Origin of the sequence: Streptomyces sp. NPDC056373 (assembly GCF_042262425.1) — a bacterium.
GTDB lineage: Bacteria > Actinomycetota > Actinomycetes > Streptomycetales > Streptomycetaceae > Streptomyces.
In genome coordinates this window covers 550,302-574,197 of sequence record NZ_JBHJPX010000002.1, presented here as the reverse complement: position 1 = coordinate 574,197, position 23,896 = coordinate 550,302, and the positions used below count along the sequence as shown (strand labels likewise).

The following is a 23,896-nucleotide window of genomic DNA, read 5'->3' as shown; positions in this document are numbered from 1 at the left end:
CTCTCCCTCGCTCGGCACGGGGGCCTCGTCGAGGGCAGGGGGCAGCACACGAGCGCACGCGGCGTCGCGTCCACCGGCCCATTCCACGAGGCCCGGACGTCAGGGCGCACCGGCCGGGTGGCCGGGCGCGCTGTCGGCAGGTCCTCGGACTGACTCCTGTGCGGGCGGTTCCGGTAACGGAGAGGTTCCGGGAACAGACATGCACAAGTACACCGTTGCGGGACAGTTCCGGATTCGCACCGGATTCCCCTGCGGCGACAGCGAGCATGAGCATACATCTTGTGCCGGGTTCGGGCGGCACCCCCAGATGTTGTGTCGTGCTGGTTTCAGAGCGTCAACTGATAGGTGAGAAGAGTGATGTCCGCCAGCTCCGGCAGCGGGTTCCAGTCGCGCTCGGGGGTGCGGGTGAAGCCCAGTCGTTCGTAGATGCGGTGGGCCGTGTGCATGGTGGGCTGCGTCGACAGCACGACGCTCCGGCAGCCCGGGGTGGCCCGCGCCCGGGCGACGCAGGAGCGGACCAGGGCCTCGCCGACTCCCTGCCCGCGCGCTGTCGGTGAGACGGCGAGCATGCGGATCTCGGCCTCACCCGGGCCGGCTATGTCTGCCATGGGGCCGCCGGACGGGACGAAGGTGACACCGCCGAGCACGCGGCCGTCCCGGAGTGCTGCCAGGACCTCCGCGGAGGCCGCCCGTGCGGCGACGTCCAGCAGCACGTGCCGGTACGGGTCGCTGTCACCGAAGTCGAGGAGGTTGTCCTGCAGGTAGGCCTGGGCGGTGATGGCGCCGAGTTCGTCGTGTTCGGTCGGTTCCACGGGGCGGATCAGGAGGTCCATGGCGTGAGTGTGCACGGCAGCGGGCCACCGAGGGTGCTTGCCCCTCGGTGGCCCGCTGCCGGTTGTGTGTGGTTGCTCGGGCCCACGCGGCGGAGCCGCAGATTGATACGGTCCCGCGCCCCTGAAGGTCCTCAGTGCGAGGTGCCTGCTGTCGCGGGCGGGAGCTCCACCTGGACACCGGGGTCGCCCGCGTCCGCCGTGTAGTCCTCCGGCTTGGTCTCGTCGATGCCGTCGGGGGCCTTCAGGGCCTTCAGGACGAAGGTCAGGACCACCGTGACCACCACGTTCAGGACGAACGCCGTCAGGCCGATGTAGCCGATCTCGCCGATGCCCGGGATCTCCTTCGCCGAGCCGCCGAAGTGCTTCTGGGTCGGGGAGGCGACGCCGTACGCGGCGACCGTGCCGTAGATCATGCCGACCGCCCAGCCGGCGAGCAGGGCCCAGCGGTGGAACCAGCGGGTGAACAGGCCGCCGACCAGGGCCGGGAAGGTCTGCAGGATCCAGATGCCGCCCAGCAGCTGGAAGTTGATGGCGACCGTCTTGTCCATCGTGAGGACGAAGGCCAGGGCGCCGACCTTCACCAGCAGCGACACCAGCTTGGACACCTTGGTCTCCTGCGCGGGAGTGGCCTCCGGCTTGATGAAGTCCTTGTAGATGTTGCGGGTGAAGAGGTTCGCGGCCGCGATGGACATGATGGCCGCCGGCACCAGCGCGCCGATGCCGATCGCCGCGAACGCCACACCCGCGAACCAGTCCGGGAACATCGTCTCGAACAGCTGCGGGATGGCCAGCTGACCGTTCTGCACCTTGATGCCGGCCGCGATCGCCATGAACCCGAGCAGCGCCAGCAGACCCAGCATCAGCGAGTACAACGGCAGGATGGTGGTGTTGCGGCGGATCACCTCACGGCTCTTCGAGGACAGCGTCGCCGTGATCGAGTGCGGGTACATGAACAGGGCCAGGGCGGAGCCGAGCGCCAGCGTGGCGTACGTCCACTGGCCCGGCTCGGCCGGTGTCAGCGCACCGCGCGGCGCGCCCGTCGCCGGGTTGGTCTGGCTGTACGCCTCACCGGCCTTGGCGAAGATCTCGTCGAAGCCGCCCAGCTTGATCGGGATGTAGATGATCGCCACCGCGATGACGATGTAGATCAGCGTGTCCTTCACGAACGCGATGAGCGCCGGGGCCCGCAGACCCGAGGAGTAGGTGTACGCCGCCAGCACGCCGAACGCGATCAGCAGCGGCAGGTCCTTGATGAACCAGTTGGTGTTCTCGCCGCCGCCGACGCCCATCACGTCCAGCACGGCCTGGATGCCCACCAGTTGGAGCGCGATGTACGGCATCGTCGCCAGGATGCCCGTCACGGCCACCGCCAGCGACAGGCCCTTCGAACCGAAGCGGCCGCGCACGAAGTCGGACGTCGTGACGTACCCGTGCTTGTGGGAGACCGACCACAGGCGCGGGAGGAAGGTGAAGATCAGCGGGTACACCAGGATCGTGTAGGGCACGGCGAAGAAGCCGGCCGCGCCCGCCGCGTAGATCGCCGCCGGCACGGCGACGAAGGTGTACGCCGTGTACAGGTCGCCGCCGAGCAGGAACCAGGTGATCCAGGTGCCGAACGAGCGGCCGCCCAGGCCCCACTCGTCCAGACTCTGCTCGTTCTCGGCCTTGCGCCAGCGCGCGGCCAGGAAGCCCATGACCGTCACGGCCAGGAAGAAGAAGATGAAGACGCCGAGCGCGACGCCGTTCACGCCGTCCTTCACTGCGACGCACCGCCCTTCGCGGCCGAGCGGGCGCGCTGGTCACGCTGCCACAGCTTGTAGGCGATCATCGTGAGAGCGGTGGAGATCAGCACCCAGGCCATCTGGTACCAGTAGAAGAACGGGATCCCGATGAAGGCCGGGTCGGTCTTGGCGTACGAGCCGACCCACAGCATGGCCACGAAGGGCGCTATGAGGCAGACGGCGATGACGACGCGCACGGGCGTCACCACCGGCCCTCTACTGGCTTCCGGGGCTTGCGACATCAGACGGCTCCGTCCCCTTGGTGATCACCTGTGGCGCAGGCAATCTAGGTCAGGGTGAGGCGGGAACGGAACCCCTCGTCCGCAATGCGGTACCCAACCGAAACCAGGCGTCAGCAGCGACGGAAGCCCTGTGGTGCGGTTACTCGGCAGGCCGCTTCAGCCGGGCCACGAACTTGTAGCGGTCCCCCCGGTAGACCGACCGTACCCACTCCACCGGCTGTCCGTCCCGGTCCAGCGAGTGCCGGGAGAGCATCAGCATCGGCAGCCCGACGTCGGTGCCCAGCAGACCGGCCTCGCGGGGTGTCGCCAGCGACGTCTCGATGGTCTCCTCGGCCTCCGCGAGACGGACGTCGTAGACCTCGGCGAGCGCCGTGTAGAGGGACGTGTACTTCACCAGCGAGCGCCGCAGCGCCGGGAAGCGCTTCGCGCTCAGGTGGGTGGTCTCGATGGCCATCGGCTCCCCGTTGGCCATGCGCAGCCGCTCGATGCGCAGCACGCGTCCGCCGGGCGTGATGTCGAGCAGCCCGGCCAGGCGGTCGTCGGCGGTGATGTAGCCGATGTCCAGCAGTTGCGAGGTGGGTTCGAGGCCCTGGGCGCGCATGTCCTCGGTGTAGGAGGTCAGTTGCAGCGCCTGCGAGACCTTGGGCTTGGCGACGAAGGTGCCCTTGCCCTGGATGCGCTCCAGCCGGCCCTCGACGACCAGCTCCTGCAGCGCCTGGCGCACGGTCGTGCGCGAGGTGTCGAACTCCGCCGCCAGCGTGCGCTCGGGCGGGACCGGTGTGCCCGGCGCCTGGGTCTCCGTGATGTCGAGCAGGTGTTTCTTCAGGCGGTAGTACTTGGGCACGCGCGCGGTACGGACGGGCACCCCGTTCTCGTTCTCCGCACTGCTGACGTCGGTGCTCATGCTCCGCCTTCCCGGCCCGTCTGCCGACATGATCCCACTTGTATACCGTCGGCGCCTCTTTTGGTCTAGTCCACCATTCCCTGTGGTCTACCCGCAGTATGCCGTGTCCCGCTCGGGTTTTCGCTGGCTTCTTACTTAAAGGTTCCTGCATATGTAGGTCGCATAACGGCTGGTCAGGGCCGTATCGAGGCCCTTGACAGGCTTTCTGGTCTGGTCCAGGCTCCCCGGTACTGGTCTACACCATTGGTCCAGGCCCGGCCCCACGTTCACTGCGGGGGAGCCAGGGGGGTTGTGGGATCCCTGAGGAGGGTGGCGTGAAGCGCAAGCTGACAGCCGCGATCGGAATCGCGGGCATGATGGTCTCCATCGCGGCATGCGGGGGCGAGGGCGGCGGGGGCTCCGACAAGGGCGCGGACGCCAAGGAGCTGACCGTCTGGCTCACCGTCGACGCCCAGAACAACTGGCCCTCGCTGGTGAAGGCCGCCGACGCCGCGGTGCAGAAGAAGCACCCCGGCCTCAAGATCAACCACGAGTACTACGGCTGGCCCGACAAGAACGCCAAGCTCGACGCCGTCCTCGCCACGGACAAGGCGCCCGACGTGGTCGAGATGGGCAACACCGAGATGCTCGGCTACATGGTCAAGGGCGCCTTCGCCCCCCTCGACCAGGCCGAGTTCGACAACTCCGACGCATGGCTGGACGGCCTCAAGGCCTCGGTCACCTACGACGGCAAGACCTACGGCGTGCCGTACTACGCCGGCGGCCGCGTCGCCAACTGGCGCAAGGACGTGGCGGCAAGCGTCGGGGTGAAGTCGACGCCCAGGACGTACAGGGAACTCACCGCCGCCCTGGACAAGATCCAGAAGAAGCGGGGCGACAAGTTCAGCGCCTGGTACCAGCCCACCCGCGACTGGTACGCGGCCATGTCCTTCGTCTACGACGCGGGCGGCGCCATCGCCACCGAGTCCGGCGGCCAGTGGAAGGCATCCCTCTCCTCGCCCGAGTCCCTCAAGGGCCTGAAGGAGTTCAAGAACGTCGTCGACTCCTACATGCACGGCGACAAGACCAAGGACGAGTCCGACCGCTACATCGTCTACGGCCAGGGCAAGTCCGCCATGATCTTCGCGGCTGCCTGGGAGGGTGCCACCGCCGAGGACCCGAAGAACGACAAGACGGGCAAGCTCAAGGGCAACCTCGAGAACTTCGTGATGCCCGGCCCGTCCGGCAAGAACATGCCCGTCTTCCTGGGCGGCTCCGACCTCGCCGTGCCGGTGAAGTCCGACGCGCAGGCCCTGGCCGCCGAGTGGATCAACGCGTTCACCGGGTCCTCCGGGCAGAAGGGCCTGATGGCCAAGGGCAACCTGCCCAACAACAAGACCGACCTCGCGACGCTCAAGAACGACCCGAAGACGGCCGTTCCCGCCACCGCGGCCGAGTCCAGCTGGTTCGTCCCGATGGCCCCCGGCTGGGGCCAGGTCGAGAAGGCCCAGGTCCTGCAGACCATGCTGCAGAGCATCGGCACCGGCAAGAAGTCCGTCGAGGCCGCCGCCAAGGACGCGGACGCCGCGATCGACAAGGTCATCAACACCAAGTGACCTGCGCGCGGGGCTCCCCGGCCTGCGGAGCCCCGCCGCCGTCAAGACCTGAGGGACCGCCGAGGAGCGCGCGATGAGTGCCGCAGAGACCACCACCCCCGCCAAGGTGCCGCCACCACGGCAGGCACCACCGCCGCCCCCGAAGGACCGGCGGCCCCACCGGCAGCGCACGTCGCGCGGGGCCCTGGCCCCCTGGCTGCTGCTCGCGCCCTGCCTGCTGATCCTCGCCCTGGTCATGGGCTATCCGCTGGCCCGGCTCGTCACCCTGTCCTTCCAGAAGTTCGGACAGTCCCAGCTGTGGGGCTTCCAGCCGGCCGAGACGGTCGGTTTCGACAACTTCGCCACGGTGCTCGGCGACGGCGAGTTCTGGGCCGTCGTCCTGCGCACGATCGTCTTCGCGGCCGGCGCGGTCGTCTTCACCATGGTGATCGGCATGGCCCTCGCCCTGCTGCTCCAGCGGGTCTCCGGCTGGCTGAAGATGCTGATCAACATCGTGCTGGTGGCGAGCTGGGGCATGCCCGTGATCGTGGCGACCACCGTCTTCAAGTGGCTCTTCGACTCCGACTACGGCGTCTTCAACGCGCTGCTCAGCAAGCTGCCCGGCGTCGACATGGTCGGCCACAACTGGTTCGCGAGCGGCCCCGAGGGCCTCGCCGTGATCATGCTGCTGGTGATCTGGGGGGCCGTGCCGTTCGTGGTCATCACCCTCAGCGCCGGTCTCACCCAGGTCCCGAAGGAGCTGGAGGAGGCCGCCCGCCTGGACGGCGCGAGCTCCTGGGGCGTCTTCCGCTTCGTCACCCTGCCCGTCCTCAAGCCGATCATCGTGATGCTCACGACCCTGTCGGTCATCTGGGACATGGGCGTCTTCCCCCAGGTGTTCGTCATGCGGGGCGGCCACCCCGAGCCGGAGTTCCAGGTCCTCAACACCTACTCCTACGACCGGGCGTTCGTCGTCAACGACTACGCCCAGGGCTCGGCCATCGCGCTGATCACCGTCCTGCTGCTGCTCGGCGTGGTCGCCGTCTACATGCGGCAGATGCTGAAGATCGGAGAGGTCGAATGAGCACACTCGCCGGAGCCGGCCGCCGCACGTCGCGGCTGGGCTGGAACCTCCTCGGCCTCCTGGTCCTCGTCGTCGCCGGCTTCCCGCTCTACTGGATGCTCAACACGGCGTTCAAGCCCGCCAAGGACGCCATCGACCCGGACCCGAGCCTGCTGCCGACCGGCCTCACCCTCGACAACTTCGGCCGGGCGCTGGACATCGCCGACTTCTGGGGCCCGGTGGGCCGCAGCCTGGTCGTGTCGCTGGCCGTGGTCGTCATCGGCATGGCCGTCGGACTGCTGGCCGCGCTGGCCATCTCCCGGTTCGCCTTCCGCGGCCGCAAAATCGTGATCGTGGGCATCCTCGCCGTGCAGATGGTGCCGCTGGTCGCGATGATCATCCCGGTGTTCCTGCTGCTCAACGACCTGGGCCAGTACGACCGGCTGACCGGCCTCATCATCACGTACCTGACCTTCATCCTCCCGTTCACCGTGTGGACGCTGCGGGGCTTCATCGTCAACATCCCGAGGGAACTGGAGGAGGCGGCCATGGTCGACGGTTGCTCCCGCACCGGCGCCTTCCTCCGGGTCGTCTTCCCTCTCCTGGCCCCCGGCATGGTCGCCACCTCGGTCTACGGTTTCATCCAGGCCTGGAACGAGTACCTGTACGCCCTGATGCTCCTCAGCCAGAAGAACCAGACCGCGACCGTCTGGCTCGGCAACTTCACCACCAAACACGGCACCGAATATGCCCCGATGATGGCCGGCGCCACGATGATGGCCCTGCCTATCGTCGCCCTCTTCCTCCTCGTCCAGCGCAAGATGGCCGCGGGCCTGACCGCGGGCGCCGTGAAGGGATGACCTCACCCGATGACGACACTCGCCGGCGGCACCGACACGCTCACCCGCGACGCCCTGACCGTCCTCCAGCCCGGCTTCACCGGCACCACCGCCCCCGACTGGCTGCTCCGGCGGCTCGGTCAGGGCCTCGCCTCCGTCGGACTGTTCGGCCGCAACATCGCCTCCCCGGACCAACTGGCCGCCCTGACCGCCCAGCTGCGGGCCGAGCGCGACGACGTCCTCGTCGCCATCGATGAGGAGGGCGGTGACGTGACCCGCCTGGAGGTGCGCAACGGCTCCTCCTTCCCGGGCAACCACGCCCTCGGCGCGGTCGACGACGTGGAGCTGACCCGGCAGGTCGCCCACGAACTGGGCCGGCGCCTCGCCGCCTGCGGCGTCAACCTCAACTGGGCCCCCTCCGCCGACGTGAACTCCGATCCGCGCAACCCGGTCATCGGTGTCCGCTCCTTCGGCGCCGACACCGACCTGGCCGCCCGCCACACAGCCGCCTACGTCACCGGCCTGCAGTCCGCCGGTGTCGCCGCCTGCACCAAGCACTTCCCTGGCCACGGCGACACCGCCGTCGACTCCCACCACGCCCTGCCGCGCATCGACGTCCGCGCCGAGGTGCTGGCCGAGCGCGAACTGACCCCGTTCCGCGCCGCCATCGCCGCCGGCACCCGGGCTGTCATGAGTGCCCACATCCTGGTCCCGGCCCTGGACCCCGATCGCCCGGCCACCCTCTCCCACCGCATCCTCACCGGCCTGCTGCGCGACGAGCTCGGCTATGACGGCCTCATCGTCACCGACGGCATGGAGATGCGGGCCATCGCCGGCACCTACGGCATCGAACGCGGCAGCGTCCTCGCCATCGCCGCGGGCGCCGACGCGATCTGCGTGGGCGGCGGCCTCGCCGACGACGCGACCGTCCGGGGCCTGCGGGACGCCCTGGTCGAAGCCGTACGGGCGGGCGAACTCCCCGAGGAGCGCCTCGCCGAGGCCGCCGACCGGGTACGTGCACTGGCCCGCTGGGCGAGCACGCCGGGCCGCCCGGCCGAGAGCGCCCACGGCACCGAGATCGGCCTGCACGCCGCCCGCCGTGCCCTCACCGTGACCGCCGCGCCCGGCCTCGGCAGCCCCGACACCTTCGAGCCCCTCACCGAACCGCCCTACGTCGCCGCCCTCACCCCCGTCGCCAACATCGCCGTGGGGGACGAGACTCCGTGGGGCGTCGCCGCGGAGCTCGTCCACCTCCTGCCCGGCACGGTGACGGGCAGCTTCTCCGCCGGGGACGGCCCGCAGAGCGCGGCCGGTGGGAGCGCCGGGCGGGCGGCACTGGAGGCGGCCGGCCCGCGCCGCATCGTCGCGGTCGTCCGCGACGAACACCGCCACCCCTGGATGGCCTCGGCCCTCGACACCCTGCTGGCGGCCCGCCCCGACACCGTCGTCGTGGAGATGGGCGTCCCCCAGGCCGCCCCGCGCGGCGCCCTGCACATCGCCACCCACGGCGCGGCCCGCGTCTGCGGCCGCGCGGCAGCCGAAGTGATCGCCGGGGTCACGGGGGTGTGACGGCCCGGAGGTGAACCGGTCGTGCCCGCTGCCGATCCGTGCCGGCACGACCGGGGAACGCCCTCGCCGCAGCGATGAACCGCGGCCGTGGCACGACCCTAGATTCCCTGCCAGTCCGGCTTGTTGGCGTAGGTGTGGCGGAAGTAGTCCGCCAGCTTCAGCTTCGACGCGGCCGGCTCGTCGACGACGACGGTCGCGTGCGGGTGGAGCTGGAGCGCGGACGCGGGGCACACCGCGGCGATCGGCCCTTCCACCGTCGCCGCGACCGCGTCCGCCTTGCCTTCGCCGGTGGCGAGCAGCACCAGATGCCGGGCCTCCAGGATGGTGCCGATGCCCTGTGTGATCACGTGGTGCGGCACCTGCTCGATGTCACCGGCGAAGAAGCGCGCGTTGTCGATCCGGGTCTGCTCGGTGAGTGTCTTGATCCGCGTCCGCGACGCCAGCGACGAGCACGGCTCGTTGAAACCTATGTGTCCGTCGGTCCCGATGCCGAGCAGCTGAAGGTCCACACCCCCCGCGTCCGACAGCGCCTTGTCGTAGGCCTCGCACGCCTCCAGCACGTCCGCAGCCGTGCCGTCCGGGCCCGTGAACTGCTCCATCCCGATCCCGAGCGGCTCCAGCACCTCACGCCGCAGCACCGACCGGTACGACTCCGGATGATCGGCCGGCAGCCCCACGTACTCGTCGAGCTGCGCGATCCGCGCCCGCCCGACGTCCACAGCGCCGGAGCGCACCTTCGCCGCCAGCGCTTCGTACACCGGCAGCGGCGTCGAGCCCGTGGCCACGCCGAGCAGGGCGGCGGGCTTGCGCCGGAGCAGCTGTGCCATGGCCTCGGCGATGATCTCGCCGCCCGCCTTGGCATCCGGAACGATGACAACTTCCACGCTGGGCCTGCCGATCTGAAAGAACTGCTCACTGGGACCCGACCCGGAGGGTCGTGTGGTTTAGACCAATCTAACAGAGCGGTCCTACCGCTCCCAGGGCGCGTACCGACGCTCCCGCGCCGGTGGCGCTGCCGTGCCGAACGGGTCGACAAGGGGTGAACAGTGGGGCACCCACGGATGCCGAAGAGCGTTCCGGCCCTCCCGGGTGGGCGGCCTCCGGCCCGGGGGAGTGGAATGGGGTCTGCACCCGCCCCGCCCCCGGAAGGACCCCGACATGACCGCCGCAGCCACCTCGGACCCCCTCGGCGAACTCCCGGGCCGGACCATGGCCCGCGAGATGGCGGAGCAGCCCGCCGTCCTGCGCCGGATCCTGTCCGAGGGCGCCCCCGCCATCCAGGACGTGGCCCGGCGGATCGCCTCCCGCACGCCCCGCTTCGTCCTGCTGACCGCTCGCGGCACCTCCGACAACGCAGCCCTGTACGCCAAGTACCTCCTGGAGATCCGGCTCGGCCTGCCCTGCGGACTCACCTCGATGTCCACCACCACGGCCTACGGCGCCCGGCCCGACCTCACCGACGTCCTGGTCGTCACCGTCAGCCAGTCCGGCGGTTCCCCCGACCTCGTCGCCTCGACCCGGGCCGCCCGTGAGGCAGGCGCCATCACGCTGGCCGTCACCAACAATCCGGACTCACCGCTCGCCGGTGTCTCCGAGTACCACATCGACATCATGGCCGGGCCCGAGAAGGCCCTCCCCGCGACCAAGACGTACACGGCCTCCCTTCTCGCGCTCTACCTCTTCGTCGAGGGACTGCGGGGCGGCGACGGCGCGCCCGCACGGGTGCTGCCGGACCTGGCCGAGCAACTACTCGCCCGCCAGGGGGAGGTGCGCACGCTCGCCGCCCGCTACCGCTTCGCCGAGCGCATGGTGATCACCTCCCGCGGTTACGGCTACCCCACGGCCAAGGAGGCCGCCCTCAAACTGATGGAGACCAGCTACATCCCCGCCCTCTCCTACTCCGGCGCGGACCTGCTGCACGGACCGCTCGCCATGGTCGACAACGTCTCCCCGGTCATTGCCGTGGTGACCGACGGCAAGGGGGGCGAAGCCCTCCAGCCCGTCCTGGACCGGCTGCGCGGCCGCGGCGCCGACCTCGTCGTCATCGGACCAGGGCACCAGGTGGAGCAGGCCTCGGCCGGCTTCGTGCTGCCCACGGACGACGTGGCGGAGGAGGTCCAGCCCGTGCTGGAGATCATCCCCCTCCAGCTCCTGGCCTACGAGGTCACCATCGCCCGGGGCCAGGATCCGGACGCTCCCCGGGCGCTGGCGAAGGTGACGGAGACCCGCTGAGGACCGCACGGGAGCCGGGCCGGGGGAGGGTCGGGTCGGAGGGAGCCGGGTTGAGGGAGAGCCGGGCTGAGGGAGGGCTGGGGCGCACGCCCCCCGGCCCCCCTGCGGCTAGGTGAGCGAACCCCCCGTCACATCCACCCAGCTGCCCGTCACCCACCGCCCGCCGTCCGACGCAAGGAACGCCACCACGTCGGCGACCTCGGCGGGCCGGCCCACCCCGCCCAGCGCCGAATACGCCGCGGCCTTCGCCAGGCCGTCGGGACTGCCGTACAGCAGTGCCGCCGTGTTGTCCGTGTCTATGATCCCCGGGGCCACCGAGTTCACCGTGATGCCCCGATGCCCCAGCACCTTGGACAGGTCCCGGGAGAGGACGTCCAGAGCGCCCTTCGTCATCGCATAGGCCACGTTGTCGGGCATCGCCGCCGTCCGGGCCAGCCCCGACGAGATGTTGACGACCCGGCCGCCGTCCCGCAGGCGTGCCATGCCGTGCTTGAGGATGAAGAACGGTGCCTTCACGTTCACCGCGAAGACCTCGTCGTACTCCCGCTCCTCCAGTTGATCGATGGGTCGGGTGGTGCCGATCGCCGCGTTGTTCACCAGGATGTCCAGCCCGTCCGCGTGCCGGTCGAACTCCTCCCACAGTGCCTCGGCGTCCCCTGGTGTCCCCAGCTCCACGCCTACCGCGAACGCCGAGCCGCCGGCCTTCTCGATCGCCGCGACCGTTTCCTTCGCCGCCGTCTCGTTCCTGCCGTAGTGCACCCCGACCCGAGCACCGTCGCGCCCCAGCCGCTCCGCGATGCCTCGCCCGATGCCCCTGCCGGCCCCCGTGACGAGTGCCGTCCTGCCCGTGAGCACGCCCATGACGGCGCCCCCTTCTCATTTTTCTAGCGGTCGCTACAGAAATGACCGTAGCGCAGCCCGCCTCCATTTCTCTAGTGCCCGCTATAAAATGCATCCCATGGTGAACGAGGACGGAACCGCGAAGGCCGCACAGGGGCCCGACGCCACGAGTGCGACGACCGCCGAAGCGGGCAGGTCCAGGACCAGGCCCCGCGGCCGCCCCCGCTCCTTCGATCGCGAAACCGCACTGGAGAAGGCCCTCCTGGCCTTCTGGGAGCACGGCTACGAAGCCACGTCCGTCTCCGACCTCACCCGCGTCATGGATATCGGAGCCCCCAGCCTCTACTCCGCCTTCGGCGACAAGCAGTCCCTCTTCGAGGAGGTCGTCCGCGTGTACGGCACGCGATACGGATCCTTCACCGAGCGGGCCCTCACCGAAGAGCCCACCGCGCGGGCCGCCGTGGAGCGCACGCTGCGCGAAGCCGCCACCGCCTACACCGAACCCGGCCGCCCGCACGGCTGCCTGGTCGTCCACGCGGCCGCGAACTGCTCGAACCCGGAGGTGGAGCAGTCGCTGCGGGACCGCCGCAACGCCAACGTCGCCGCGTTCGAGAGCCGTATAAGGGCCGACGTCGCCGCCGGCGTGCTGCCACCCACCACCGACGCCGCCGCCCTGGCCCGCCACACCGGAGCGATGATCCAGGGCATGTCACAACAGGCGCGTGACGGGGCGAGCAGGGAGGAACTGGAGGCGGTCGCGGAAATTGCCCTGTCCATCTGGCCCCGCACAGGAACCCACACAGGTTAGGCTGCCTGCTGGACGCCGGTGCGTCCGATGCGTCGAAGAAATGACAACAACGAACAGCCTCCAACGCATGGACACCCTTAAGTGGTCTAGTCCACAATGCGTAACGAGAGCGCGTGTGCAACGCGCACCAGCCTCCGTCTTCCCCGCACAGGAAGGCGGACCGAGGAACCGAGGCTCTCTGCCCTGACTGCCCCGGATCCTCATCCTTCGGCCGACCGGGACCGCACACCCCACGGCCGATGTTGCTCCGGGCTGCGGTGCCGGGAGGGTTGAGGGTCCCTCTCAGGCGCCGCGGCCCGCGGGTGTTTCAGAGCCGTACGAACCCCCGGGTACGCTCGCACACGTGCCCTCCATGAACGAACTAGTACGCCAGCACACCGCCCTCGACGACACCGATCTCGAGTGGCTGCACCTGCTGGTGTCGGAGTGGCAGCTGCTCTCCGACCTCTCCTTCGCCGACCTGGTCCTGTGGGTCCCCACCAGCGACGGCACCCGGTACGTCTCGGTCGCCCAGATGCGGCCCAACACCGGTCCGACCTCGTACCAGGACGACATGGTGGGCCACCTCGTCCCGCGCGGCCGCCGCCCGATGCTGGACGCCGCCCTCGACGAGGGCCGCATCGTGCGCGAGGGCGACCCCGAGTGGCGCGAGGAGGTGCCCGTCCGGGTCGAGTCGATCCCCGTACGAAGGGAGGGGCGCGTCCTCGGAGTCATCGCGCGCAACACCAACCTCCTCACCGTGCGCACCCCGAGCCGCCTGGAACTCACCTATCTGCAGAGCGCCTCCGACCTGGCGCAGATGATCGCGGCCGGATCCTTCCCGTTCGCCAACCAGCAGCTCGACATGGACGCCTCGCCCCGGGTGGGCGACGGCCTGATCCGGCTCGACGCCGACGCCATCGTCCAGTACGCCTCCCCGAACGCCCTGTCCGCCTACCACCGGCTCGGCCTCGCCTCCGACCTCGTCGGTCAGCACCTCGGCAGGACTACCGCCGAACTGGCCCCGACCCGGGGCCCGGTGGACGAGGCGCTCGCCAAGGTGGCCAGCGGCTGGGCGCCGCGCGAGTTCGAGATCGAGGCCAGCGACGGGGTCATCCAGTTCCGCGCGATCCCGCTCAAGCCGAAGGGCACCCGCATCGGCTCCCTCGTCCTGCTCCGGGACGTCACCGAGCTGCGCCGTCGCGAGCGTGAGTTGATCACCAAGGACGCGACGATCCGGGAGATCCACCACCGCGTCAAGAACAACCTCCAGACGGTGGCGGCCCTGCTGCGACTCCAGGCCCGGCGCATCGAGTCCGACCGCGGGCGCGAGGCGCTCGAAGAGGCGGTGCGACGCGTCGGCTCGATTGCGATCGTGCACGAGACGCTGTCCCAGAACCTGGACGAGCGCGTGGAGTTCGACGACATTGCCGACCGCGTCCTGGCGATGGTCGCGGAGATCTCCCCGGGCAAGGTGGCGGGCCGGCGCACCGGCCGTTTCGGCATTCTCGACGCCGAGGTCGCCACACCGCTGTCGATGGTGCTGACCGAGGTGTTGCAGAACGCGCTGGAGCACGGGTTCCGCGAGGGCGACACCGGCACGGTCGAGGTGTCGGCGGTCCGCGGTGGCACGGCCAAGGAGTCACGACTGCTGGTCACGGTCCAGGACGACGGGGTCGGCCTGCCGGACGGATTCGATCCGCATACGGCCGGCAACCTCGGCCTGCAGATCGTGCGGACCCTGGTGGAGGGCGAGTTGGGAGGCACGTTCGACATGGTCCCGGCGCCGGAGCGCGGCACCCGTGTGATCCTCGACATCCCGGTGCGGTCCCAGAAGTAATGTGACGTCGCGATGGGGTCCCGCGAGTAACGCGACATCGCGGTGCGGTCCCAGAAGCAGCGGAATGTGAAAACCTTGGAAAGGGACCGGAAAAGCAATGAGCCCCGGGCCATCAAGTGGCCCGGGGCTAAAGCTCGTTGCTGCTTGTCTAAGCGCATCGGGGGAACTGCGCGCTGCGGCTCGGGGGCGGGAGATGCGTGCTCGCTGCACGCGCCGCCAAGCTCAGGCTGTCAGCAGGGGTGGATTGTCAGGCGGAGGCCTGACGGGCCCGGTTGCGGGCGGCGCGGCGCTTCATGGCGCGACGCTCGTCCTCGCTGAGACCACCCCAGACGCCGGAGTCCTGGCCGGACTCGAGCGCCCACTGCAGACACTGCTCCATAACCGGGCAGCGACGGCAGACGGCCTTGGCTTCCTCGATCTGCAGCAGCGCAGGACCGGTGTTGCCGATGGGGAAGAAGAGCTCGGGGTCTTCCTCGCGGCAAACGGCGTTGTGACGCCAGTCCATGGCTGCTACCTCTCCTTGGTATTACGTGCAGGTGCTTGTGAATGTGAACGCTTTCACGAATCCCTCAACAAGTGAAGGGCCGACCGCCAGGGTTGCCTGACGAAGGTCCTGTGGATTGAAGAGGGGTTCTGGTGATCAGTGGAGGCCGGTCTTGCGGGCCGTCCCGATCGCCACGTAGAGACTCGCAAACCTCAGCGGCGGATACAACCCCTTCTGGAAAGTTTTTTTTGATTCTTCGGTGTCGACTAGGTCACAGCCGTACTTCCATGGGGTGGATCCTGGCCTAAACGTTCGAGTGAAAGGACTTTAGCCAGTTCTGCTCACACAATCACACGCAGTGCACGGCGTACGCCTGTGAACGTCACGCTGGTCCGCAGCCCCAGGTGGTCACCGTCCATCTGGAGGGGGAGCGGGACCTTCGAATGCAAGGTGAACTCTGTCAAGTCGTGCAGAGAGGTGGCGTGCTTGCCATGGGGTCCACGCTCAGGGGACGAAGTGAGCAACTGGGTGCCATACCGGGCAACCGCCGCAGTGGAGAGGCGGCTGAGACCGAAGAGATCGAGCCCGGTATCGAACGAGGCTTTAGGCGCCGCGTAGATCGGGCGATTCCCCAGAAACGTCCAGGGCGAGGTGTTCGAGACTATGGACAGCACCAGATCGGTGACCGGATCCTCGCCGGCCCGTTCCAGTGTGATCGTCCCGTTGCGGCGGTTCGGCTCACCCAGGAGCTGACGCATCACCTGGCGCACGTAGAGAGCGTGTGTGGATTTCCGGCCGCGCTCGCGATGCTGCTCCACACGACCCACCACGCCGGCGTCGAAGCCGAGCCCCGCGTTGAAGGTGAACCAGCGGGCCGGCACCGACTCGTCCTCCGTGCCCGGCGTGCCCGAGGTCAGGCCGAGGCCGACGGTCCGCTCGCTGCCGTCGCGCAGGGCGTCCAGCAGGGCCCCGGTGGCCTCCACGGCGTCGTTGGGCAGGCCCAGGGCGCGGGCGAAGACATTAGTGGAACCGCCGGGGACCACGGCGAGGCCGGGCAGACGGCCCGGCGCGGGGCCGGCGTGCAGGAGGCCGTTGACCACCTCGTTGACCGTGCCGTCACCGCCGAGGGCCACCACCAGGTCGATGTCGTCGCTGTCCGCCGCCTGCCGGCCGAGGTCGCGCGCGTGCCCCCGGTACTCGGTGGTGACCGCCTCCAGCTTCATCTCGCTGGCGAGCGCATGGATCAGTACGTCGCGTGTGCGCGCACTTGTGGTGGTTGCCGCCGGATTGACCACGAGGAGTGCACGCATGACTGGCAGCGTACCTACTGGGGGGTACCGGGCCCATACCGAGGTAGGGATCGGGTAAGAGGGCGGGGGTGAACCTGGCCACGAGGGGCGCGTACGACGAGGGCTACTCTTCAGGGGTGAGCAGTGAGCAGACCCCCACCACCGAGGAAACCACCGGCCCCCGCCCCCGGCGTCTGACCTACGCCGCGCTGCTGGCCGCGCTGGAAGGCCTCGCACTGGTCGTCGGCGGCGTCTGGATTCTCGTCCTCGGCCTCACGGGACACCCCGACGACCGGCAGCAGGCCGTGACCGGCGGCATCACGCTGGTCGTGCTCGCACTGCTGCCGCTGTTCGCGGCCCGGGGGCTGCTGGCCCTGCGCAGCTGGAGCCGCGGCCCGGCCGTGATCACCCAGCTCATGGCGCTGCCGGTGGCCTACAACCTGCTGCAGGCCGACAGCATGGCCATCCCGGGCGGGATCGCTCTCGCGGCTGCGGCCGTCGCGTCTCTGGTACTGCTGGTGAACCCCGAGACGACCCGGGCCCTCGGGATTCGCGGGCCCGGCAACTCCGGCAGCGTGGAGAAGTAGCCGTCACTCCTCGACGAGGAGCTTCTCCCGCAGCTGGGCCAGCGTGCGCGCCAGCAGCCGGGAGACGTGCATCTGGGAGATGCCGACCTCCTGCGCGATCTGCGACTGGGTCATGTTGCCGAAGAACCGCAGCAACAGGATCCGCTTCTCGCGCGGCGGGAGATCCTCCAGCAGCGGCTTGAGGGACTCCCGGTACTCCACGCCCTCCAGCGCCTCGTCCTCGGCGCCGAGGGTGTCCGCGACCGCCGGGGACTCGTCGTCGGTGTCGGGGACGTCCAGGGACAGCGTGGAGTACGCGTTGGCGGACTCCAGACCCTCCAGGACCTCCTCCTCGGAGATCGCCAGCTTCTCGGCGAGCTCGTGGACCGTGGGGGAGCGGCCGTGCAGCTGCGACAGCTCGGCCGTCGCCGTGGTCAGCGCCAGGCGCAGCTCCTGCAACCGGCGTGGGACGCGCACCGCCCAGCCCTTGTCGCGGAAGTGCCGCTTGATCTCGCCGACGACCGTCGGGGTCGCGTACGTCGAGAACTCCACGCCGCGGTCCGGGTCGAAACGGTCGACCGACTTGATCAGTCCGATCGTGGCCACCTGGGTGAGGTCGTCCAGCGGCTCGCCCCGGTTGCGGAAGCGGCGTGCGAGATGCTCCACGAGCGGCAGATGCATCCGGACCAGCTGGTTGCGCAGGTCCGCGTACTCGGGACTGCCGCTGCTCAGGGTGCGCAGCTTGAGGAACATCTCGCGCGCCCCACTGCGGTCCGCAGAGCCGTGCGCACCCTGCGTGTGGTGCGCTCGCTGCGTGTGGTGCGCACGCGGCGTCTGATCCTCGGAGTGTCGCTCGTGCTCGCTCATCGTCCCGCCCGTCGCCCTTCCCCGAGCCCTCGCCTCCTCCGCCACTCTGGACTTCGCGGGAGTGGGGAGACCCCCCTGGGCAGAGGGCACGGCGATCCCCTCGCCCGGAGGCGCGCTCCGCACGGCACCGTCCCGGTCCGGCCGCCCGCCACCCGGGAGGACGACCCCCGCGGAGTCGTCCTCGGGATGCGGGCGGGCCTGCTCGGGGATGCCGTCGATGCCGTCCGCCATGCGTCGGGCACCGGTCGGGCCGCTCGTGCCCGTGCCCTCGGCCGGCAGCTCTCGTGTGCCGCGCTCTTCGTCCCGCACCGGCCCGTCCTCGCTCCTCACGCCGGCCCGGGTCCCGCGCCGCGCTGTTTGTAGAGGCTGATCGAAACGGTTTTGTCCTTGTCCACGGCGGAGGAGACCTTGCCCGCCAGGGCGGACAGGACGGTCCAGGCGAAGGTGTCCCGTGAAGGGGCATGACCGTCCGTGGTCGGCGCCGAGACGGTGACCTCGAGTGAGTCGTCGACGAGGCGGAAGACACAACTGAGCACCGAGCCGGGCACGGCCTGCTGGAGCAGGATCGCGCAGGCCTCGTCCACCGCGATGCGCAGGTCCTCGATCTCGTCGAGGGTGAAGTCCAAACGGGCCGCGAGACCGGCCGTGGCCGTGCGCAGCACCGACAGGTAGGCCCCCGCGGCCGGCAGCCGGACTTCCACGAAGTCCTGGGTCGCGGGCTCGCCTGCGATCTGGGACACCCTCACCTCCATGGTGGTACAAGCGTTTCAGGGCCGAGGGTCGCCCCTCGGGGTAACGCGATACGTGGTTCAGCGGTGACGCTACCGCGCTCTCGACGGTCCTGTCCCCGGGACCCCAACCCCTTGTCGTCACTCACAGTAAACCTGCGGATACGCTCCGTGTCTAGGGGTTGGGCGGGCCCAAATGGGAAGAGCGCGCGCCGGGTTGACGTACCCAGACGTCAGACGGTCGAACCGTCCGCCGCCGGGGTCCCGTCGCGTCACACCAGGACATGGTCGATGAAGCACCAGCGCCAGGTCTCTCCGGGTTCGTGGGTCCGCATCACGGGGTGACCGGACTCCTTGTGGTGCTCCGCCGCGTGCCGTCCCGGCGAGGAGTCGCAGCAGCCGACGTGACCGCAGCTGAGACACAGCCGTAGTTGCACCGGATCCATGCCCTCGGCCAAACACTCCGGACACGTCTCGCTGAGCGGGCCGGGTTCGGGGTGCGGCAGCGCGTCGGCGTGCGTGCACTGTTTCATGATTGCCAGGTTACGACGGTCGAGCGGAAGACCGCGTCGAAAAACGAGGGCGGGCGAGAACGATGGACGTGATGCCACTGCTGCTGCTCGTGGCGGGCAGCGCCGCGGTCGCCGCGGCCGCGCGGCGGACTCCGGTGCCGGCACCGCTGCTGCTGGTGGCCGTGGCGCTGGCGGTCAGCTACGTCCCGGGGGTACCCGAGTACACGCTCGACCCGCACGTCGTCCTGCCGCTCATCCTGCCCCCGCTGCTGCACACGGCCGCGACCGACAGCTCCTACCTCGACCTGCGGGCGCAGTTGCGGCCGGTCGCGATGCTGTCCGTCGGGTACGTGCTGTTCGCGACCTTCGCCGTCGGCTGGGCCCTGTACGTGATCGTGCCGGAGATGCCCCTGACCGCGGCGCTGGTCTTCGGCGCGGTGGTGGCGCCCCCGGACGCCGTCGCGGCCACGGCGGTCGCCCGCCGGGTGGGGCTGCCGTCGCGGATCACCACGATCCTCCAGGGCGAGTCCCTGCTCAACGACGCCACCGCGATCACCGCCTACCGGGTGGCCCTGGCCGCCGCCGTCGGCGAGGGCGCGACCTGGGCCGGTGGCATCGGTGAGTTCCTGCTCGCGGCGGTCGGCGGCGTCGTGGTGGGCCTGCTGCTGATGGCGCCGATCCACTGGCTGCGCACGCACGTGAAGGAAGCGCTGCTGCAGAACACGCTGTCCCTGCTGATCCCCTTCGTCGCGTACGCCGTCGCCGAACAGGTGCACGCCTCCGGTGTCCTCGCGGTCGTGGTCGTCGCGCTCTACCTGGGGCACCGTGCGTGGGAGGTCGATTTCGCGACGCGCCTGCAGGAGGAGGCGGTCTGGAAGATGGTCGCCTTCGTCCTGGAGTCGGCGGTGTTCGCACTGATCGGCCTGCAGCTGCCGGTGGTGCTGAGAGGGCTCGGGGAGTACGAGGGCGTCGAGGCCGCCTGGTACGCGATCGCCGTGTTCCTGGTCGTCGTCGCCACCCGGTTCGTCTGGGTGTACCCCGCCACCTTCGTGCCGCGGCTGCTGTCGGCCCGGGTGCGGGAACGGGAACAGAACCCGACCTGGAAGGGACCGTTCGTGATCGCGTGGGCCGGGATGCGGGGGGTCGTCTCGCTGGCCATCGCCTTCTCCATCCCGCTCACCATGCACGACGGAGAGGAGCCCTTCCCGCAGCGCAACCTCATACTCTTCCTGACCTTCACCACGGTCATCGGGACCCTGGTCGTGCAGGGCCTGACCCTGCCCCCGCTGATCCGGGTGCTGAAGTTCCCCGGGCGGGACGCCCAGACCGAGACACTGGCCGAGGCCAATGCCCAGGCACAGGCCTCCCGGGCCGCCGAACGGCGCCTGGACGAGCTCCTCACCGACGAGCGCAACGCCCTGCCCGCTCCGCTCGCCGACCGGCTGCGCATCGTCCTGGAGCGCCGCCGCAACGCCGTCTGGGAGCGGCTCGGCCAGGCCAATCCGATCACCGGCGAGTCCGTCGACGACACCTACCGGCGGCTGTCGCGCGAGATGATCAGCGCCGAGCGCGAGGTGTTCGTCAGGCTCCGGGACGGCCGTTACATCGACGACGAGATGCTGAGGACCCTGCTGCGCAGGCTGGACCTGGAAGAGGCGGCGGCGTTCCGGGAGGCGGCGTGACAGCGGGGGGGGCGCCGCCGGAGGACAGGCGGATCGGCATATCAAGGGGCGCGGAACTTCACGGGGTCGGCGCCTCAAGACCGGCGTTTCGTGAGGCGCGGTGCTTCAGGGCGAGCGGCACCTCAAGACCGCAATCTCAGCAGGCGCGGTGCTTCAAGGAGAGCGGCGTCCCAAGAGAGGGGCGCCTCAGGCGAAGGGGCGGCCGGTGATCACGGCCGCGACCGCCGATCCACGCGGGAAGGCACCCTCACCGGCCAGCGTGACGAGTCCGTACAGCAGCTTGGCGACATACAGACGCTCCACCGCCAGGCCGTGCCGTTGCCCGAAGTCCTCCGCGAAGGCGTCGAGCTCGGCGGGCACGCGCGCGTAACCACCGAAATGAAAGCGCTCATCGAGGCTCCAGGCGCCGCGCCGGCCGCCGAACGCCTCACGCTGCAGGGCCTCCGTCTCGGCGCTCAGGAAGCCGCCCCTGAGCACCGGCACGCCCAGGGCGGGCACGTCGGTGCCGAGACCGGCGGCCAGCCCCGCGAGCGTGCCACCGGTGCCGCAGGCCACGGCGACGACCTCGGCCCGGCCCCGCAGCTCGGTGCCGAGTGCGCGGCAACCGCGTACGGCCTCGGCGTTGCTGCCGCCCTCGGGGACGACGTACGCGTCCTCGGCGTCCGCCGCGCGCAGGATGGCGGCCAGGTCCCCAGGCGAGGACTTGCGGCGGTAGGTCGCCCGGTCGACGAAGTGCAGCCGCATGCCGTCGGACGCGCAGCGGGCCAGTGAGGGGTTGAGGGGCCGGCCGGCCAGCTCGTCGCCGCGTACGACACCGACCGTGGGGATGCCGAGCAGCCGGCCGGCGGCGGCCGTGGCGCGCAGATGGTTGGACCAGGCACCGCCGAAGGTGACGACGGTACGGCCGGCCGCCGCGGTCAGGTTCGGCGCGAGCTTGCGCCACTTGTTGCCGATCGAGTGTACGCCCACTGGTGTAAGTGACAAGAGCGCAGGTCAGATGCGCTAGCGCGCCCCTACAGCTTGCCGCCCGTCACCCACTCCTCAGGGAAGGCCGCACCCGTCGTGAGCAGGGCATCCAGGCCCCGAAAGGCGACCCCGAGGCCTAAGGCGTACTGCTTCCAGTCCTCGGCGCAGTGGAAGTCTGCCGTGTACTCGTGATCATCCAACTCGCTGGCCAGGGCAGCCGCGTTCTCATAGTGATTCCGGGCCTGCTCGTCTACTGAGGGCTCGTTGGTCGCTGATGTCATCCGAGATCGATCCTGTTGTGGAGAGAGTTGGAAACCCGCCCCCTGCCAGGGGTCTGACCGCCGTGGGGGGAGGGGGGAATCGGCGGTCGTCCCTATCGCCTGACAGGGGGCGGGAGTTATCGGGTGGGCGATGCAGGCGACAAACGTTCGGACGAGATCCCCGCGTGGACCGCCCTTCGAGGGCACCCGGAGAACGGCTGAAGAGAAGCCAGAGGCAGGAACTTGACCGGCCTAACCGTCCACTCGACCCACCCGTCATGACTGCTGAGTGAGAACCCGCACGGCTCGCCCCGGTGCAGGGCTGCGACCGCTCCGAGGCAACCGGGGCCATCGGTCCATTCGAAGGCTCGTTCCATTTCCCGTGCAGGCAGCGCAGATACGAGAGCCCGCGCAGCTACGCGGATCTTGCGGACTGCCTGAGCCGGGTTGGTGGTGGCGAAGAAGGACGCCGACGCAATGTCCTCAGTGTCGAGCGACCTGTAGGTGACTCGTTCGCACCAGAATCCCGGACGCAGAAGCCCCTCGGTCATGCAGCGCGCCATGAGACCCCCTCGGCTCCGTAGGCGGATAGGCAGGGCTCACCGGCAACTGTCTGAGGTTCTGCGGTCAGTAGGTACTCGGTCCCTTGTTCGTCCCTCGCCCGAATGATGTAGAACTCACCCCGAGCCAACTCCGCTAGCGCCCGCTGCTGCTCTCGGTCGTCGTTCAACCACGAGTAGAGCGGGCGTGCGTACGGGGGATCCAATTGAGCGGCTACATGGCGGGTGCGCTTCCGAAGCCAGCGCATAGCCAGGCGAGGTGACTTGGCGCGTACTCCGCCGAGGTGCACAGGTCGCCCATCCGGGAGTCGAGCGGTGGCCTGCGCCTGAAAGATCGTCAGCACGCTACCCCAGGCAGGAACCTCCACGGTCAGCATCGAGCGCCCTCCGTTTGTCGCTGAATTCCGCCTCACCCTCAGAGGGAGGCACTTGCGTAACTCGATCCTCGAACCGAAGGTTCAGCCCCAACTAGCGGCCCGATGTGGGCCCACATGTAGGCCAGGTGTAGGCCACAATGGCGGGTATGAATATCGGGGAACGGATTCGCGACCGGCGCGAACAACTGGGTTGGTCGCAGGCGCGATTGGCAAGGGAAGCGTGCCGCGTTGCAGGCGTGGGCCCCGAGAAGCTAGGCAGGCAAGAGATCTACCGCTACGAGACAGGGAAGCGCACACCGCGCGATTGGCTGGCCCCGATAGCTCAGGCTCTCGGGATGTCCGTGCATGTGCTGAGCGCCGACCAACCCGACTCAGACTCCCTCTCCGGGATATGGCACAGCCGCTACACCTACGAGAGCACCCGCAGGGGTGAAGTAACCCGGCACCACTACGTGATCATGCGGCAGGTGGGCAATCGGCTCCACGGCGAGAGCCTGCCCGGCTCGAACGACTCTCCGATTTTCGTGGAACTCACCAAGGACGGCCCGGCCCTCACAGGCACGTGGACCGAGCGGACAGCGGCCGATGGGTACTACAAGGGAGCCGTCTACCACGGGGCCGTCCAACTATTGGTCGAGATGACCGGGCGGAGCATGGAAGGCAGGTGGGTCGGGTTCGACAAGTCGTTCACGGTCAACAGCGGCCCATGGGCCCTGACGTTCGAGACCGCAGACACGTCCCGACGGGCCCTTACGCGCTTCAATCGGCCGCCCGTCAGGTAGCTGCCAGCAAGCACGACGTACGGCCGCAGAGCCCCCAGCAGCACGCCGCCCCCACCAGCGACGGGGAGGCCGAGAGTGCAGGCGCGAGCGTCGAGGAGGGGGCCGGGAGCAATCGGCGTAACTTCTCTCTACTTACTCAAGGGCGCGCCTTCGGCGCGCCGGGCGGCTCGGCGCACCGGCCCGGCATGCGGCCTTCGGCCGGTCCGGACCGGGCACCGGCCGCCCGACCGCAGGACGCTCCCGAGCCGTGCGAAGAGTTACACCGATGGCCCGCACCCTCTCTAGCTCACGCGGCATCTGGCACCTGTCTTGGAGGGGG

The 23,896-nt window shown here is 69.6% G+C and carries 23 protein-coding genes and 1 riboswitch; of the genes, 10 read left to right on the top strand and 13 right to left on the bottom strand.

The window, feature by feature from the left end; genetic code table 11:
* Window positions 1-139: 139 nt before the first annotated feature.
* Window positions 140-249, bottom strand: a riboswitch (cobalamin riboswitch).
* 77 nt (window positions 250-326) lie between these two features.
* From ACFCXS_RS06550 to ACFCXS_RS06535, 4 genes are all read right to left on the bottom strand, one after another.
* Window positions 327-833, bottom strand: a complete 507-nt coding sequence (locus tag ACFCXS_RS06550; RefSeq protein WP_376641934.1) for a GNAT family N-acetyltransferase — start codon at window positions 831-833, stop codon at window positions 327-329.
* 131 nt (window positions 834-964) lie between these two features.
* Entirely contained in the window at window positions 965-2,593 is a 1,629-nt protein-coding gene (gene mctP, locus ACFCXS_RS06545; protein ID WP_376641933.1) for a monocarboxylate uptake permease MctP, read from the bottom strand.
* Window positions 2,590-2,856 carry a DUF3311 domain-containing protein gene (locus ACFCXS_RS06540; protein ID WP_170320969.1) on the bottom strand — a complete coding sequence of 89 codons (267 nt, stop codon included), beginning with the start codon at window positions 2,854-2,856 and terminating at the stop codon, window positions 2,590-2,592. Before ACFCXS_RS06540 ends, mctP begins: the two co-directional genes overlap by 4 nt.
* 139 nt (window positions 2,857-2,995) lie before the next feature.
* Window positions 2,996-3,760 (bottom strand): GntR family transcriptional regulator, encoded by a 765-nt coding sequence (locus ACFCXS_RS06535; RefSeq protein WP_376641932.1) that lies wholly within the window; start codon window positions 3,758-3,760, stop codon window positions 2,996-2,998.
* A 314-nt stretch (window positions 3,761-4,074) separates the two neighbouring features.
* On the opposite strand from ACFCXS_RS06535, the gene ACFCXS_RS06530 reads away from it, so the two are divergent.
* The 4 genes from ACFCXS_RS06530 (at window position 4,075) to ACFCXS_RS06515 (ending at window position 8,805) form a co-directional block, all read left to right on the top strand.
* Window positions 4,075-5,355, top strand: coding sequence for an extracellular solute-binding protein (locus tag ACFCXS_RS06530; protein WP_376641931.1), 1,281 nt, complete (start codon window positions 4,075-4,077; stop codon window positions 5,353-5,355).
* Between the two features lie 73 nt (window positions 5,356-5,428).
* Window positions 5,429-6,418 carry a carbohydrate ABC transporter permease gene (locus ACFCXS_RS06525; RefSeq protein WP_376641930.1) on the top strand — a complete coding sequence of 330 codons (990 nt, stop codon included), beginning with the start codon at window positions 5,429-5,431 and terminating at the stop codon, window positions 6,416-6,418.
* A complete protein-coding gene (locus ACFCXS_RS06520) occupies window positions 6,415-7,257 on the top strand; it encodes a carbohydrate ABC transporter permease (protein ID WP_376641929.1) in 843 nt (280 codons plus the stop codon). Before ACFCXS_RS06525 ends, ACFCXS_RS06520 begins: the two co-directional genes overlap by 4 nt.
* Window positions 7,258-7,266: 9 nt before the next feature.
* Entirely contained in the window at window positions 7,267-8,805 is a 1,539-nt protein-coding gene (locus ACFCXS_RS06515) for a glycoside hydrolase family 3 protein (protein WP_376641928.1), read from the top strand.
* A gap of 98 nt (window positions 8,806-8,903) precedes the next feature.
* On the opposite strand, the gene nagB is transcribed toward ACFCXS_RS06515, so the two are convergent.
* On the bottom strand, window positions 8,904-9,689 hold the full coding sequence (gene nagB, locus ACFCXS_RS06510) for a glucosamine-6-phosphate deaminase (protein ID WP_376641927.1): 786 nt from the start codon (window positions 9,687-9,689) through the stop codon (window positions 8,904-8,906).
* Window positions 9,690-9,963: 274 nt separating this feature from the next.
* Here nagB and ACFCXS_RS06505 point away from each other — a divergent pair, with 274 nt between their 5' ends.
* Entirely contained in the window at window positions 9,964-11,037 is a 1,074-nt protein-coding gene (locus tag ACFCXS_RS06505) for an SIS domain-containing protein (RefSeq protein ID WP_376641926.1), read from the top strand.
* A gap of 108 nt (window positions 11,038-11,145) precedes the next feature.
* Here the strand turns inward: ACFCXS_RS06505 and ACFCXS_RS06500 are convergent, their stop codons facing one another.
* Window positions 11,146-11,898, bottom strand: a complete 753-nt coding sequence (locus tag ACFCXS_RS06500) for an SDR family oxidoreductase (protein ID WP_376641925.1) — start codon at window positions 11,896-11,898, stop codon at window positions 11,146-11,148.
* 97 nt (window positions 11,899-11,995) lie between these two features.
* Here ACFCXS_RS06500 and ACFCXS_RS06495 point away from each other — a divergent pair, with 97 nt between their 5' ends.
* A complete protein-coding gene (locus ACFCXS_RS06495) occupies window positions 11,996-12,685 on the top strand; it encodes a TetR/AcrR family transcriptional regulator (RefSeq protein ID WP_376641924.1) in 690 nt (229 codons plus the stop codon).
* Window positions 12,686-13,037: 352 nt separating this feature from the next.
* Window positions 13,038-14,504 carry a sensor histidine kinase gene (locus ACFCXS_RS06490; protein WP_376641923.1) on the top strand — a complete coding sequence of 489 codons (1,467 nt, stop codon included), beginning with the start codon at window positions 13,038-13,040 and terminating at the stop codon, window positions 14,502-14,504.
* Window positions 14,505-14,751: 247 nt separating this feature from the next.
* Here the strand turns inward: ACFCXS_RS06490 and ACFCXS_RS06485 are convergent, their stop codons facing one another.
* Window positions 14,752-15,009 carry a WhiB family transcriptional regulator gene (locus ACFCXS_RS06485; RefSeq protein WP_016639615.1) on the bottom strand — a complete coding sequence of 86 codons (258 nt, stop codon included), beginning with the start codon at window positions 15,007-15,009 and terminating at the stop codon, window positions 14,752-14,754.
* A 320-nt stretch (window positions 15,010-15,329) separates the two neighbouring features.
* Window positions 15,330-16,298 (bottom strand): diacylglycerol/lipid kinase family protein, encoded by a 969-nt coding sequence (locus ACFCXS_RS06480; RefSeq protein ID WP_376641922.1) that lies wholly within the window; start codon window positions 16,296-16,298, stop codon window positions 15,330-15,332.
* Between the two features lie 116 nt (window positions 16,299-16,414).
* Here ACFCXS_RS06480 and ACFCXS_RS06475 point away from each other — a divergent pair, with 116 nt between their 5' ends.
* Window positions 16,415-16,864, top strand: a complete 450-nt coding sequence (locus tag ACFCXS_RS06475) for a hypothetical protein (RefSeq protein ID WP_376641921.1) — start codon at window positions 16,415-16,417, stop codon at window positions 16,862-16,864.
* Window positions 16,865-16,867: 3 nt separating this feature from the next.
* Here the strand turns inward: ACFCXS_RS06475 and ACFCXS_RS06470 are convergent, their stop codons facing one another.
* From ACFCXS_RS06470 to ACFCXS_RS06460, 3 genes are all read right to left on the bottom strand, one after another.
* Complete coding sequence (locus tag ACFCXS_RS06470; protein WP_376641920.1) at window positions 16,868-18,019, bottom strand: RNA polymerase sigma factor SigF; 1,152 nt, start codon at window positions 18,017-18,019, stop codon at window positions 16,868-16,870.
* 17 nt (window positions 18,020-18,036) lie between these two features.
* Window positions 18,037-18,450: a hypothetical protein gene (locus ACFCXS_RS06465; RefSeq protein WP_003992877.1), complete on the bottom strand. Its 414-nt coding sequence runs from the start codon at window positions 18,448-18,450 to the stop codon at window positions 18,037-18,039.
* A 260-nt stretch (window positions 18,451-18,710) separates the two neighbouring features.
* Window positions 18,711-18,971, bottom strand: coding sequence for a UBP-type zinc finger domain-containing protein (locus tag ACFCXS_RS06460; RefSeq protein WP_376641919.1), 261 nt, complete (start codon window positions 18,969-18,971; stop codon window positions 18,711-18,713).
* A gap of 62 nt (window positions 18,972-19,033) precedes the next feature.
* Between ACFCXS_RS06460 and ACFCXS_RS06455 the strand changes: the two genes are divergently transcribed.
* Window positions 19,034-20,632 (top strand): Na+/H+ antiporter, encoded by a 1,599-nt coding sequence (locus ACFCXS_RS06455; protein WP_376641918.1) that lies wholly within the window; start codon window positions 19,034-19,036, stop codon window positions 20,630-20,632.
* 186 nt (window positions 20,633-20,818) lie between these two features.
* Here ACFCXS_RS06455 and ACFCXS_RS06450 read toward each other — a convergent pair whose 3' ends face one another.
* Entirely contained in the window at window positions 20,819-21,601 is a 783-nt protein-coding gene (locus tag ACFCXS_RS06450; RefSeq protein WP_376641917.1) for a 1-aminocyclopropane-1-carboxylate deaminase/D-cysteine desulfhydrase, read from the bottom strand.
* 44 nt (window positions 21,602-21,645) lie between these two features.
* Complete coding sequence (locus tag ACFCXS_RS06445) at window positions 21,646-21,879, bottom strand: hypothetical protein (protein WP_376641916.1); 234 nt, start codon at window positions 21,877-21,879, stop codon at window positions 21,646-21,648.
* A gap of 1,062 nt (window positions 21,880-22,941) precedes the next feature.
* Between ACFCXS_RS06445 and ACFCXS_RS06440 the strand changes: the two genes are divergently transcribed.
* Window positions 22,942-23,577 carry a helix-turn-helix transcriptional regulator gene (locus ACFCXS_RS06440; protein WP_376641915.1) on the top strand — a complete coding sequence of 212 codons (636 nt, stop codon included), beginning with the start codon at window positions 22,942-22,944 and terminating at the stop codon, window positions 23,575-23,577.
* Window positions 23,578-23,896: the final 319 nt, after the last annotated feature.